Below are 13,939 nucleotides of genomic sequence, written 5' to 3'. Positions count from 1 at the left end.
TTCCTTAATTGAATCAAGAAGAAAGGAATTTAATAATGAATATTGCCTAAACATGGTCGCTTTGTAAGACACCTTAACCATTCTTAAGTTATTCTTGTAAAGGTGCTGTTTCAATTTCACTCTTGTCATCCCGTGACTTGACCTATAGTACTGGACAATTTTCAAAAAGCTCTCGATGTCATCCCTGCGAAAGCAGGGATCCATGATAAAAAAATCTTGATTTCAAAGATTTTTTTATTAGATAATTTTTTTCAAATAAAGCTTTTAAAAGCTTTATTTGACTGGATTCCCGCTTTTGCGGGAATGACATAAGAGCCATGCAACAACGCCGGCTTGACCGAACTTATTTTTCGATTCATGCAGCAAGTTACGTTCCTCTTCCTGAGTTTTGCTTTTCTATTTTTTTTCTTTGTGCTTCCATAGCTTTTGCCAGTCCTTCTTTATTCTTATCTCTTTCCTGAGGTATTTGTTTACCAATATCTTTAGCCTCTTCTTTTACAATATTTGGAATTGACGGAGGAGGTGGTGGCGGTGGCGGAGGTGGTGGTGGAACAGAAAGACCACTCCCAGGCATTGGAGGCGGCACCAGTATAGCATAGTTGAAGTATTTTTTGAAAGTTGATTAGTAGCTTCTGTTTGCTGCTGCTTTATCTTCTCTTCTTTCATACGTTTTATAGCTGCTAATGCTCCTTGTTGCTGTAAATCTGCAGCTGTCGGTTCTCCTTTCATAGGCGATGAGGGGTTATTTTTATTATCAAACTTTTTTTCTCTATCTGAAGCACTATTAATATTACTACGTTCTTTTTCTATAGCTTTAAATTGATTATTAATAGATTCCAATTCTGCAACAATTTTCCATCTTTCTTCTCTAGTAATATTATAATTAGCTTTTTTTTCTTCAAGCCCCTTTTTCTTATCTTCTAATTCTTTCTGTTTTTGCTTTAATTCTTCTAAAATTTTTGCATGATTATCTGTTTGGATTTTAGATTCTTTATTTTGACTTATTGGAGTATCAACACTTTGCTTTCTTTGTGCATTCTTCCATGCTAACTCTTCTATAAAAGAATTAAATTTTGGCTTTTCTACTGGTTGAGATGAACTCTTTATTAGTATTTCTACCGGCTTTATTCCTATCTCTGCTTGTGTGAGATCTTCAAAACTCTCTTTAGAAGCCAAAGGTTTTTCAGGTATTTGTTGATTTGTTTGCTGTACAATTTCTGTAATTTCTTTAATATTTTTATGTAGTTCTGCAATAGAACTAGCTCTTTCTAATTCTTTTTTAGGATTTCTAATATTCTCATACCGACTCTTTAAATCTTCCTTTAAATAATCATAAGTTGCTTTAATAGATGTTACTTTAGTTTCAAAGCTTGCGGTAATTTGTGCTGCTAATTTTAATGATTGTTCTGAAGGCTGCTTTCCTTCTTCACTTAAAGGCTGAATTATGATTTTAGACTTTTTTCCTAAAAACCATCTTGAAAATACACTTGGTTTATAGACTTGAATTTCTGCTTTACCGCCTTTCTCATCTTTAACTATTACACTCCATTCATAACCGGTAAACTTATTAAGCAATGTTTTAGGATTTTTAAATTCTGCCGTTAAATTATTATTTTGTAATTTAGGAAAGACGTCTTGAATATTTCTTTTTTCTTCTAAGAATTTACTTAATTTTTTAAAAGTTTGATCATTTTGCGAACTTATATTATCTATCTCATAACCAGGACTACTATCTACAAAATTTAGTACGAAAGGTTTGGCTTTTATTCCGTCATATATCTTTTTCAAAAAATTATCATTAAAATTTTGACTTTCATTAGTACCTTTTAAATTATTCTTTAATTGCTCAAAAGTCATTTTTTTCGGTTCGGCAATACTAGGATTATGCAAGTCGGTATTAAGCATAATTGTTTGGTAAGCTAGTATATATGCGGCATCCTTACTTTTTATTTCACCGTTTAAATTTTGTTCATAATAGTTTATCCCAAAACTTTCGACTAACCTATCTATTTTTTTGAGCTTCGCCCGGTAATTTAAATGATTGTAAAAACCCACGTAAACTTTCTAAATAATCTTTTTCTTTAAAATCAAATTGCTTAGTAAAACTCTCTAATACTTTTTTATTATCGCCTCCATCTGTTCCAAGATAATCTCCTACAAACTCTAAATTTAGATTACTTTTTTCCTCATAAAAAAATTTAGCAGTTTCTTCTACAAAATCTTTATTATTATCAGCACACCATTTTTTAATTCTTACAATTCCGCTTTTTGGCTTATCATTAAAAAGTTTAATTACTTCGTTTTTTACTAATGAGTCCATTTTATCTCTCACAAATTAATTAAATATCTAGTAATTAAAGACCTTTTATAGATTCAACACAAGTAAAAGCCGCAATTTTTAATATTTTACTATGTTACTGTGGCTTGTAAGATTTTTGCAAGAATAGTTATTCATATTTCAAAAAAATCTTATAATTCGCAGAAAAAAAAATTAAATTATCGGTTAAAATTTATTTATAGATAGCCTCTTAAACCTCTTTTATAGCCTCAACGCAAGCAAAAGTTGCTATTTTTAGTATTTCATTAGCTGTTGCTGTAGCTTGAAGTATTTGAACGGGGTTTTCAAAACCGTTTGTTATAGGACCTATGAAGCTATTGGATGAAAATTCTTGTAATAATTCAGTAGAAATAGCCGCTGAATTTAAACCAGGCATAATTAATACATTTGCAGATCCTGATAATCTACAAAATTTATATAATTTACGTAAATCACCGTCTAAAGCTACCTTAACCGACATCTCTCCATCATATTCAAAATCTACTTTCATGCCGCTCAGCTCTTCTTTGTCTTTACTAAAATTATCTAGTATATTTACTGCTTCACGAATACGAGCTGTTTTTTCCTTAGAAGCATTACCGAAGCTGGAAAAAGAAAGAAGAGCAACTCTTGGGGTAATCCCCATATTTTTAGCAATTTCTGCCGTTTGTGTTGCTATTTGAGCAAGCTCTAAGCTGTTTGGATATTCAGTAATACAATTATCAGAAATAATAATATTATTGTCTTTAGCAATCATAATTGAATAGCCAAGGATTCTATGATTAGGTTTTGGCGAAATTACTTTCATGATATCTTCTAAACTATCGATATAGCTTTTAGTAACACCGGTTAAAAGAGCATCACCGTCACCGCAAGCTACCATACAAGCAGCAAAAATATTCTTATCTGTCTTAACAAGTTTAGCACAATCACGATATAAATAGCCTTTTCTCTGAAGTCTTTTATATAAATAATCAATATATTTCTCTAAACTATCAGTTAAAGCTGCATTCATTATTTGAATTCCGTCTAAGCTAATATCTTGACCTATCTCTTTTAACGTAGCCTCAATTCTCTCAACACAACCGATTATAATCGGATGACCGTATTTCTCGTCTCGCATCATAAGAGCAGCAGAAATTACTTCTTCTTCTTCACCTTCAGCAAAAACAATCCGCTTAAGCGGTGCATTATGAATTTTTTCAGCTAAGAAATTCATATAGTTAGCAGTAGGGTTTAATCTACTACCCAATTCTTTCCTATATTTACCTATACTAAAATCTTTAACCCTAGCAACGCCGCTTTCTATTGCAGCAACGGCAACCGCCGCTGCTACTACGGTAATTAAACGAGGATCAAACGGTACGGGAATGATGTATTCCTTACCGAAAACCATCTTACGCCCTGAGTAAGCTTTATATACCTCTTCCGGTACAGGTCTACGGGCTAAATCTGCAATAGCCTTTGCTGCTGCTATTTTCATTTCTGTATTAATGGTCCTCGCTCTTACGTCTAATGCTCCTCTAAAAATATAAGGAAATCCCATAACATTATTAATCTGATTATAATAATCAGATCGCCCTGTTGCTATAATTGCATCATCCCGCACAAACTTTATATCTTCAGGAGTAATTTCCGGATCAGGGTTAGCCATAGCAAAAATAATCGGATTATTTGCCATCCCTTTCACCATCTCTTTAGTTACCGCCCCTTTTACTGATAACCCTATAAATACATCTGCATTATTTAAGCTTTCCGCTAAGGTTCTAACCTTAGTATCGCTTGCATATAGCTCTTTCCATTTATTTATACCTTCTAGGCGTCCTTTGTACACAACACCTTTTGTATCACATAAAATAATCTTTGATTTATCGACTCCAAGAGCAATTAATAAATCAATACACGCAATAGCGGCAGCCCCTGCTCCGTTAACTACGATTTTTAAATCTTCAAGCTTGCGATTAGTAAGATATGCTGCATTTATTAGCCCTGCGGCGGTAATAATCGCCGTTCCATGCTGATCATCATGAAAGACCGGTATATCCATTAAAGATTTTAATTTTTCTTCTATAATAAAACATTCAGGAGCTTTAATATCTTCAAGATTAATCCCCCCAAAACTATAACTGAGATACTTCACGGCATTAATAAATTCTTCAGGGTCTTCCGTATTCACTTCCAAATCAATTGCATCAATATCGGCAAATTTTTTGAACAATACGGCTTTTCCTTCCATTACCGGTTTTGAAGCAGCCGCTCCTAAATTACCAAGCCCAAGTACGGCAGTACCGTTAGAGATTACGGCAACTAAATTACCGCGAGCGGTATATTTATATACATCCTCTAAATTTTTAGCAATTTCAAGGCAAGGAGCAGCTACACCCGGTGAATACGCAAGCGATAAATCTTGCTGAGTAACTAAAGACTTTGTTGCAGAAATAGCGATTTTACCCGGTTTATCTTTTTCATGATATTCAAGGGCTTCAGCATAATTTATTTTATTCATTTCATCCATTTTAGAAATTCCTGTTTTGTTTATTTATTTACTTCTGGTATACAAAGATCAACTTGGAAAAGAGCAAGGAGTTCACAAGACGAGGAGCGGAACGTATACTTAATACGTGAGTACCGCAGTACTTGTAGAACGACGTAGCCAATTTTTCAAGTTCATCTAGTATTACCCCATTACATACATAATAATTGATATAGTAACCACTGAGAAAAAAGTAGTAAATGTTATAATCGACGCCATAGAATCAGGATCACCGTCAAGCTGACGAGATAGAACATAAGCCGTACTTGCACATGGAAGACAGCTATATAATATTCCTACCGATCTATCTATCCCCTCAATTGACATTAACCATAATACTATTACGCTAACTAGAGGAAATGCAACTAATTTAATAAAGCTTGTAAATATTACATTGTGTAAAACCTCTCGCCTAATAGTAAAATTAAGCCCTGCTCCAACATTTAACATACCAATAGCTAAAGCAGCATTAGAAAGACTATCTAGCGTTTTCTTAAGCCCTAAATGTAATTCAAGATTTGAGTAATTAAAAACGAACCCTACTAAACTTGCGATAATTAACGGGTTACGCACAATTAATTTCATCATTAAAACAAAACTAGTTCTAATAGTATTAGTAACGGATTTATTAGGGATATAATAAGCGAAAATCATTACCGATAAAATATTGGTAAAAATAATCATATAAGAAGAAATAACGGCGACAATAGAAAGCCCACTAGGACCAAGCAGCGGGCTACTTACTCCAAAAAAAATGTAGCTATTATAACGAATTGATCCTTGAAAAATGGAAGTAAATTGGATTTTATCTATGTTGTATTTTTTTTGGTAAATTATAAGACCAATTGATACAAGGATAGTGGAAATAATAAGAGCCACTACTAATTTAATTATCGATACAACGCTTAAGTCGGCAGTAGATACGTAATTAAACAGCATGGCAGGAAATAGTACAAAATACGATAATTTCTCAATACCACGCCAAAATTCTTCTGAAGTTAACCATTTATTTTTGATAATACTACCAAGAAGCGTAATTAAAAAAATAGGTAACGTACTACAAAAAATTTCATTCATTTGTTAATAGTTTTTATTTTAACGTCATTGCGAGAAAAGGCGAAGCCTTGACGTGGCAATCTCATGAAACAATACAAAATTCTTGAGATTGCCGCACTCACTTCGTTCGTTCGCAATGACGCTTAGATGCCCACGCAGGAATAACATTAATACAACGTGAAAGTATACGAAGATCAACTTCAAAAAGAGCAAGAAGTCCACAAGACGAGGAGCGGAGCGTATACTTAATACGTGAACACCGCAGTACTTATAAGACGACGTAGCCAATTTTTGAAGTTCATCGAGTATACAACTTTCCTTCAACCAGCTTCATCGTTTCTTTTATACCGTAAAGCTTTATGAAAGTCCCAAGTCTTGGACCTTCGCTTTGCCCAAGCAATATCTGATATAGATCCTTGAAGTAATCACGCAGATTTTCATATCCTGCTTTCATTCCTATATCATATATTGCTTTCTGAATCGCTTCAGCTTCGGTTTGATCAGATATGCTAGATAACATATCTAATATATCTTGTAAAATAACCTTATGCTTTTCAGAAGGAGCTAAATATGATTTATGTGCTTTAATAAAGTCATTATAATATCTTATAGCAAATTCTGCTAAGTGGTCAAGATAAGGACTAGTATTCGGAGTTGCTTTTGGCTCATATTTACTAATAAATCCCCAAAGTACCGATTTATCAGAAGGATTACACACGGAAGTAAGATTTAAAAGCAACGCATAGGTAATGCCAAAAGTCTCAATTTTCGGTACATTTCCGTGATGTATGTGATAAACTGGATTTGCAAAACGCTTTGCCCTATCCTCTTCTAAATGATATTTCTGATTAAAAGTAATATATTCATCAACATTTTTAGGAATTACATCAAAAAACAAACGCTTAGCTCTAGTCGGATTTTGGTACATAAATAATGCCATACTTTCAACGGGAGCATATTTAAGCCAATCATCAACGCTAATACTATTACCTTTTGATTTTGATATTTTCTCACCGTTTTCATCTAAAAATAGCTCATAACATAGCTGCACCGGCGGCTTGCCTCCTAGGATTCGGCAAATTTCCGAATAAAGCCGAGCATTTGCTAGATGGTCTTTGCCGTACATTTCATAATCGACTTTAAGAGCAGCCCAACGCATACCAAAATCCGGCTTCCACTGTAATTTGCAATGCCCTCCCGTTACCGGCACTTCTAAATAATTACCGTCCTCGTCTTTATATGTAACAGTACCTGCTTTAGCATCCCATTTCTCTATAGGTACTTGCAGTACCTTACCTGTTTTCGGGCATATAGGCATGAAAGGTGAATAGGTAGCCTTTCGCTCTTCTCTAAAAGTCGGTAGCATCAGCTCCATTATTTCGTCATATTTCTCTAGCACTCTTATCAGCATTTCATCAAACATACCGGCTTTATAACAGTTAGTACTGCTATAAAATTCATACTCAAAGCCAAATTTATCAAGAAATGAGCGAAGCTTTGCATTCATATAATGCCCATAACTTTCACATTCACCGAATGGATCAGGGATAGAAGTAAGCGGCATATCCATATACCCAGCTACCATTTCAGGATTTGGGATGTTACTCGGTACTTTACGAAGTCCGTCCATATCATCGGAAAAGCAGATTAGCTTAGTCGGAATATCGGATAATTGCTCAAACGCTTTCTGCACCATCACCATACGAGCATTCTCACCAAAAGTACCTATATGAGGCAAACCTGAAGGACCGTAACCCGTTTCAAATAATACATAGTTTTTTTCAGGAACTTTACCGTTTAAGCTATCTAATATCTTCTTAGCCTCGACAAAAGGCCAAGCGTTTGACTTAATAGCATCTTCCCAAATTTCTGACATTTATTTTTCTTGCACTTTAATTAATAATCAGTGACAATATACTAAATTTATTTATTTGTAAAATATCACTTGAATTTTTTACGATTTTAAAGAATAAACTAACGTCATTGCGAGGAGCGAAGCGACGTGGCAATCTTGTAAAACATCCTGAGATTGCCACGCTCCCTTTGGTCGCTCGCAATGACGTTCCTTAAAAAAATAAAACCCATGCCATTTACTACTATTATAAATTACATCAGAAAAGATAGCTATAAAGTTCTACATTTAGGACTAATTGCAATTTCTATAATAGCACTTGCTACCGCTTATATTGCTGAATATATATTCCATTATACACCCTGCCCTTTATGCGTTTACGAAAGATTTCCCTATTTAACGCTAATCAAAATTTGCTTAACTGCTTTAATCATCAGACAATTAAGCAAATATACTTTAATATTCATTCTCCTAACTATCCTTAGCTCTTGCATATTATCAACATATCATAGCTTCGTAGAAAGAGGGATAGTACAACCAAGTGCTCTTTGCTCATCGATGATCCGTATCCCGAAAGGCTTGTCTATACAACATATCAAGCAAATGTTCTACTCTCAGCCAATCACCTCCTGCACGAAACCCGCAATCAAAATCTTCTGTATTTCTATGACGGAGTATAATCTACTCTTAAATATCGGTCTTCTAATCTGTTTACTCCTCGTTTGGTTTTATCCAAAAAAATCTTAGTTTTAAAGCAACAGCAATCAATTTCATTCTCACTTTCGTAGAGAGGTATTGCCTACGTGGCACTAGGCAACCCATTCGGTGTCATCCCGTGGCCCCGCCACGGGATCCAAAAGACAACTAAAAATACTAACAACGCTAATATTTTTAACTGGATTCCGTGAATAAATCACGGGATAACACCGATTTAAAAATCATGCTACCTCAAATATTAAATTTTATTAATTAATAATTAAGAAGTTAACTATTAGCTTGCGGAAATTAAAAACATTGTGTATAATACCCGCACGACAAAATAATATTTAAATTCAAAAAAGGATATTTATATGCCAAAAAAAACAGAAAATAATATTAATAATGAAAGACTTCCGGATGGAAGCACCCCTTTACACAACGAAGTATGTGCAGGAAATGTAAAGACTATTAAGCTTTTAATTACCCAAGGTACAGATTTCAATGTTACAGATGATCAAGGAAAAACTCCTTTAGATTATGCACCTACAGAAGAAATTAAACAAATCTTAATTGCAGCGATGCGGGTAAACCAAACATTGACTTACTCTAAAGCAGATAAATATTTTAATGACTTAAAAAATACTTATATTAAAACGGAAGCAGATAAGGGAAAAGCTATTGATATATTATTTAGTGATGATACTATTGAATTGGAGGTGCAAGAAGTAGTGATACAAAGAATTTTGAATTATGATGTTACCGGTAATAATGAAGTAGCAGCTCCAGCGATAATAGCTTTAGTAGCGGTCACATCTGCACCGGTATCGGTGACTACACAAGTACCAACTCGTGGCACACAAGAAGCAGAAGACAGATTATCTACCGATGTAAAAAAGCGTCTTTTTAACGGTGAAGATGCAATGCAAGTTATAAGTTCATTAGAATACTATTCTGATATCTCAAGAACAAAAATAGACGAATTAACAAATTATATTTGTGACTACGCTTTTGGTACTAAGTTAGCCGGCGATATTGATCTTGGATTATAACATTTCTTTCAACTCTTTTAAAGAAAAACTCGGTGGTTTTAGGTAGTTTAGTACTACCTTACCACTATCTAAGACTATAAGCCTTTTGCCGTAATTTACTGCATCCTCCAAATTATGCGTTATCATAACGGAAGTTATCTTATGCTTCTCAATAATCTCTGCTGTTTTTTTCATCACTGCATGCGAAGCTTTTGGGTCTAAATTTGCTGTATGCTCGTCTAGAAATAATATTTTAGGCGGATGAGCTATGCTAAGTGCCAGCAGTATAATTTGCTTTTCGCCGCCGGAAAATTTACTGAGCGACTGTGAAAGTAAAGGCAAAAAGCGTTTAGGCGAGCCTGTAAGCTCTAGCACATCGCTAGAAGTTAACCGTTCATTATTAGGGAATCTACTTTCCCACAGAGTAATATTTTCCTCAAGCGTTAGCTCGGTAAATAGCCTCTCTTCAGCTTTTTGTGTTAGTGTAACCAGCGTACGAGCTTTCTGAGCTTTAGGTATTTTATCGATTCTGATTTGATCTAAAAATACTTTCCCACTAGTAGGCTTCAAATAACCGGCAAGTATTTTAGCTAAGGTAGATTTCCCACTACCGTTAGCCCCGAGTACTACAACAAACTCCTCTTTAGCAATATTTAAAGTAGTTTCAGCAATTATAGACTCACTTCTTTCTTTAACTTTGAATTGTATTTTTTCTGCATATAAATAAGGTTTCATAATTTTGTCTTTTTAATCGAAAAACATGCTAGGTGTCATACCGTGGCTTGACCACAGTATCCATAAAAATAATAAAAAATACTAAATTTAGTATTTTTAACTGGACCCCGTGGTCAAGCCACGGGGTGACAATCATTTTCTGGATTCCCGCCGTTGCTGGAATGACATCGGTATCCACGCGGGAAATGCCATACGGGAATGACATTACAAGTATTATTTCTTACCCACCGTACTCAATGAAATAAATAACACTATTCCTAAAATAAGCTTAAGATTTATGGGTTCGATACCAATTCGGAGTAAAACGCTCAGAGCAATAAAGTAAAATAATATGCCTATAAAACAAGAAAATATCTCTTTAAACGCATTAAAATTATTAGAATGGATTAAAATATGCCGCCCTATGACAATCGCACCGATACCGACTAATGCCACTCCAAAACCCATATTAATATCGGCAAAACCGTTTATTTGTGCCGATAAAGTGCCGGTTAAGGCAGCTAGGCAGTTGCTTATGCTAAGCCCAAGCGTGCGATAAAGCTCGGCAGGTTTTCCTAAATTAATCAATAAATCTTTATTAAAACCAAAAGCTCGAAGGAATAAACCAAGCTTACCTTTCAATAAAATTATAACAGCAAATATAATAAGACAATTAATTATTATTAAAGGCACTAACCAATTTTCGAGATCTAATATAGATAGTAGAGTCGGCATACCAAGAACCGATATATTAGGACACTGCATAATTTGCAAGTTAACGGAATAAAGCATAAAACTTGCAAGTATTCCGGCTATAAGCCCGTTAATACGGTTATTTTTCTGCATAAAACTAACTATGCTGCCGATAATTCCGCCTGATATTACGGCAAATATTAATGCAGGAAATAACCCCAATGAAATAGTGCGGGCAAACACCGCCGCACCAAATACATAAGTACCGTCTACGGTAAGATCGGTAATTTTCAAGATTCGATAACTTATATATATCCCTAAAATAAGCGGCAACATTATTAAGGATTGCTCAAGAGCAGTAACTAAAATGTTCATGTTACTACTCTGTAAGTTCTTTTTTAGTAAAAGGAAGTACGGATAAATTTTCTTTAGTTAGAATAACTTGCTTTGATAGAGATTGAAGATTAATAAACAAAGTTAAGTCTTGCATATCCCCAAATGGAATATCTTTCGGCTCTGTTCCTTGTAAGATTTTTTTTGCCATTAAACCCGCTTCTACGCCTATTTGCTTTTCTTGCACTCCTACGGCAATAGTTGCCCCACTAATTACCGAACCTTCATCGGAAGCAATGATAGGAATACGGCGTTTAAATGCTTCTTGCTTTAAAATATTAATTCCGCTAACTACCAAATGATCTTTCAGAATTACAAAACTCTGCGTATTTTCAGGAGCATTTTTTACAGCGACCGGCATATCATTTAAATTTTGTATCATTACCGTGTGCAGAGAAATATTGTTTTTTCCAGTATATAATTTTAACATTTCTACTTCAGGTATAACTTTCTCGCTACTGCTATAAATTAAAGTGATATTCTGTAAAAAAGGTAATTTACTAATGGTGTCGGTGATTTTTATCTCATCGTTAACACCGGTAACTAAAGGTAGGTTTTTACTGTTAATCATAGCAGCAGCACAAACAATCGGTTTATTTGTTATATAAGAAATAACAGTTTGGCTGGTTGTCGTGCCGATTGGAATTATTACATCAATATCCTGATCTTTTATTTGCTTTACAATGGCAAGCAAAATATTAGAATCAGCATGAGCATTTTTAACTATAATTTCTGTATCTATGTCTTTTAGCGACTCTTTAATTCCCAATATAATCTCGGTCATTGCAGCATGTTCAAGCGGAACAATAATTGCTACTTTTTTTTGATCCGCATAAATTGCAGCGGTGATAAATAAAACAAAAAGAAAAGAAAAAAATTTTTGAAAAATATTAGAGATAAACATTTTAATATCCTGTCATAAGTTATAATTTAATAATCAAAATCTAAATTTGCATATAGCAAACATATAAACGCAAAAAATTATCTACACCAACGCCAATTTTGTATTAAACTATTAACCTTTAAAGATATCATAAATATTATTTTTAACTGTAGAAATATAAAGTAAAAGAACCTATCTTTCTTTAACTAGAAGCTAAATAGTCAAGAAAGCCCTACCTTAGAGGCTATCTGTAAATAAACTTTAAGGCTAATTAAATTATTTTTTGCTGCAAATAGTAAGATTTTTTTGAAATACAAATAATATTCTTTCAAAAATCTTATCAATTTTTGCTAAAAAAGCTCTTTAACTACTAATTAAACTTATTTATAGATAGTCTCTTAATTTTTAATGTTTAGCACTATTTTAAGATTATGTCAATAACCAATAAATAGTATTACCTGAGATAGCCATACTTCAATGCCATTCCCGATTTTGTGAAAAGTTATTATTGCATAAAGTTGCTACGTGGATCGATTGTACCTCTGTCATCCCGTGGCTTGACCTTATAGTACCGAGACGTTTTTGTTCTATGTCATTCCCGCGTGGACCGGTAAAACCCACTGTGTCACCTAGTTCGCTTGACCACGGGGGCCATAAAAATAATAAACAAATACTAATAATTTTAGTATTTTTAACTGGATACTGTGGTCAAGCCACGGTATGACACCGAACGGATTTTCTGCTCCTCGCAAGGCATTGTTGCATGGACCGGTTTTCCCGTCATTGCGAGGAAATTATGAAGTAATTGACGAAGCAATCCAGTTAAAAATTCTGATTTACAGAATTTTTTTATTATTTTTTCTGGATTGCAGCAAAGCTTCGCTCCTTGCAATGACGGTTCAAATATCCACGCAGGCAATGCCCGCTCGCAATAACGATTCAGTACTTATGCAGCAAGGCTTGCAAAATGAAAAAGAAATTCATTCCTTAAACTATGTATTTTCTGTTTGTTCTAATACCGTTTGCCCTATTAATTGCGATAGAACATCTTGACCTGCAGTCCAGCTTATAGGCGGCTCTTCACCTGTTAAACCGGTATCATAATGATCATTAATTTTAAAAAAAATTAATGTTTTTGTAATGCTAAGTCAATGAAAATTTAAATATTATTCACAAGATATAGATACTGATCTGACAAGTTCAATTATTATTTTTCTAATATTTGGATTTTGTACTCTAGTAAATGCTCTAGTTAAAGATAAAAGTTCTCTTTCCATAGTCCTTGATAATTCTTTATAATCAAAAGAGACGTCATTTTCATATTGCCCTTCTTCTTCAGCAATATTATTTAAGAAATCACTTTCTATTTCTTTGAATAGATATTCAATTTTATTATTAGAAGTATTTTCATCGTCAGTTTTTAGCTTTTCTTCTTCAGAACTAATTAAAGAAATACTTTAAAGGCGTATTTAAAACTTTTGCAAAAACATATAACCTACTTATAGGTATATTACTTAAACCTTCTTCATATTTTTTAACTTGGAGAGCACTAATATCTAAAGCTTGCCCTAATTCTTTTTGGCTAATACCTACAGCAAGACGTCGTTCTTTTAAACGTTCACTTGCGAGTTTGTCCGGATGTTTTATTGAATCATTCATTTTAACAATAAGCTTTAATTATTAATAAAGTCTATTCAACTTTAAATGTAGTAAATATATTACTTTATATTTAATCAAGCAACTTTATTAAAAATTAAATATAATAATGCTA

The 13,939-nt window shown here is 33.7% G+C and carries 11 protein-coding genes and 2 pseudogenes; 2 read left to right on the top strand and 11 right to left on the bottom strand.

The genetic code is table 11. The annotated features are described in order from the left end of the window. Window positions 1–495: 495 nt before the first annotated feature. The 5 genes from ACE38Q_RS01685 to ACE38Q_RS01665 form a co-directional block, all read right to left on the bottom strand. The gene (locus ACE38Q_RS01685) at window positions 496–2,055 is read right to left on the bottom strand and encodes a Sec7 domain-containing protein (protein ID WP_500189854.1); all 1,560 of its coding nucleotides are present in this window, start codon (window positions 2,053–2,055) and stop codon (window positions 496–498) included. Further along, on the bottom strand, window positions 2,003–2,332 hold the full coding sequence (locus ACE38Q_RS01680; protein ID WP_500189853.1) for a Sec7 domain-containing protein: 330 nt from the start codon (window positions 2,330–2,332) through the stop codon (window positions 2,003–2,005). Before ACE38Q_RS01680 ends, ACE38Q_RS01685 begins: the two co-directional genes overlap by 53 nt. Before the next feature lie 196 nt (window positions 2,333–2,528). Continuing rightward, window positions 2,529–4,832, bottom strand: coding sequence for an NADP-dependent malic enzyme (locus ACE38Q_RS01675; RefSeq protein ID WP_500189852.1), 2,304 nt, complete (start codon window positions 4,830–4,832; stop codon window positions 2,529–2,531). Between the two features lie 162 nt (window positions 4,833–4,994). Beyond that, the gene (locus tag ACE38Q_RS01670) at window positions 4,995–5,927 is read right to left on the bottom strand and encodes an AEC family transporter (protein ID WP_500189851.1); all 933 of its coding nucleotides are present in this window, start codon (window positions 5,925–5,927) and stop codon (window positions 4,995–4,997) included. A 277-nt stretch (window positions 5,928–6,204) separates the two neighbouring features. After that, complete coding sequence (locus ACE38Q_RS01665; protein ID WP_500189850.1) at window positions 6,205–7,782, bottom strand: lysine--tRNA ligase; 1,578 nt, start codon at window positions 7,780–7,782, stop codon at window positions 6,205–6,207. 207 nt (window positions 7,783–7,989) lie between these two features. Between ACE38Q_RS01665 and ACE38Q_RS01660 the strand changes: the two genes are divergently transcribed. After that, window positions 7,990–8,505, top strand: a complete 516-nt coding sequence (locus tag ACE38Q_RS01660) for a disulfide bond formation protein B (RefSeq protein WP_500189849.1) — start codon at window positions 7,990–7,992, stop codon at window positions 8,503–8,505. Window positions 8,506–8,828: 323 nt separating this feature from the next. Next, on the top strand, window positions 8,829–9,506 hold the full coding sequence (locus ACE38Q_RS01655; RefSeq protein ID WP_500189848.1) for an ankyrin repeat domain-containing protein: 678 nt from the start codon (window positions 8,829–8,831) through the stop codon (window positions 9,504–9,506). On the opposite strand, the gene ACE38Q_RS01650 is transcribed toward ACE38Q_RS01655, so the two are convergent. The 6 genes and pseudogenes from ACE38Q_RS01650 to ACE38Q_RS01625 form a co-directional block, all read right to left on the bottom strand. Further along, entirely contained in the window at window positions 9,501–10,220 is a 720-nt protein-coding gene (locus ACE38Q_RS01650) for an ATP-binding cassette domain-containing protein (protein WP_500189847.1), read from the bottom strand. The genes ACE38Q_RS01655 and ACE38Q_RS01650 overlap by 6 nt on opposite strands. A 213-nt stretch (window positions 10,221–10,433) precedes the next feature. Beyond that, window positions 10,434–11,267, bottom strand: coding sequence for an ABC transporter permease (locus ACE38Q_RS01645; protein WP_500189846.1), 834 nt, complete (start codon window positions 11,265–11,267; stop codon window positions 10,434–10,436). 4 nt (window positions 11,268–11,271) lie between these two features. After that, complete coding sequence (locus tag ACE38Q_RS01640; RefSeq protein ID WP_500189845.1) at window positions 11,272–12,189, bottom strand: ABC transporter substrate binding protein; 918 nt, start codon at window positions 12,187–12,189, stop codon at window positions 11,272–11,274. Window positions 12,190–12,938: 749 nt separating this feature from the next. Continuing rightward, window positions 12,939–13,111, bottom strand: a pseudogene (locus ACE38Q_RS01635) (zinc ABC transporter substrate-binding protein); the annotation flags it as partial. Between the two features lie 49 nt (window positions 13,112–13,160). Then, window positions 13,161–13,280 (bottom strand): annotated as a pseudogene (locus tag ACE38Q_RS01630) (negative regulator of beta-lactamase); the annotation flags it as partial. 328 nt (window positions 13,281–13,608) lie between these two features. Next, on the bottom strand, window positions 13,609–13,827 hold the full coding sequence (locus tag ACE38Q_RS01625; RefSeq protein ID WP_500189844.1) for a helix-turn-helix domain-containing protein: 219 nt from the start codon (window positions 13,825–13,827) through the stop codon (window positions 13,609–13,611). Between the last annotated feature and the right edge of the window lie 112 nt (window positions 13,828–13,939).

The organism is Rickettsia endosymbiont of Thecocarcelia acutangulata (genome assembly GCF_964263195.1).
In the GTDB taxonomy this organism is placed as follows: Bacteria; Pseudomonadota; Alphaproteobacteria; order Rickettsiales; family Rickettsiaceae; genus Rickettsia; species Rickettsia felis.
The sequence above is the reverse complement of the archived record's forward strand: the minus strand, read 5'-3'. Positions and strand labels throughout refer to the sequence as shown.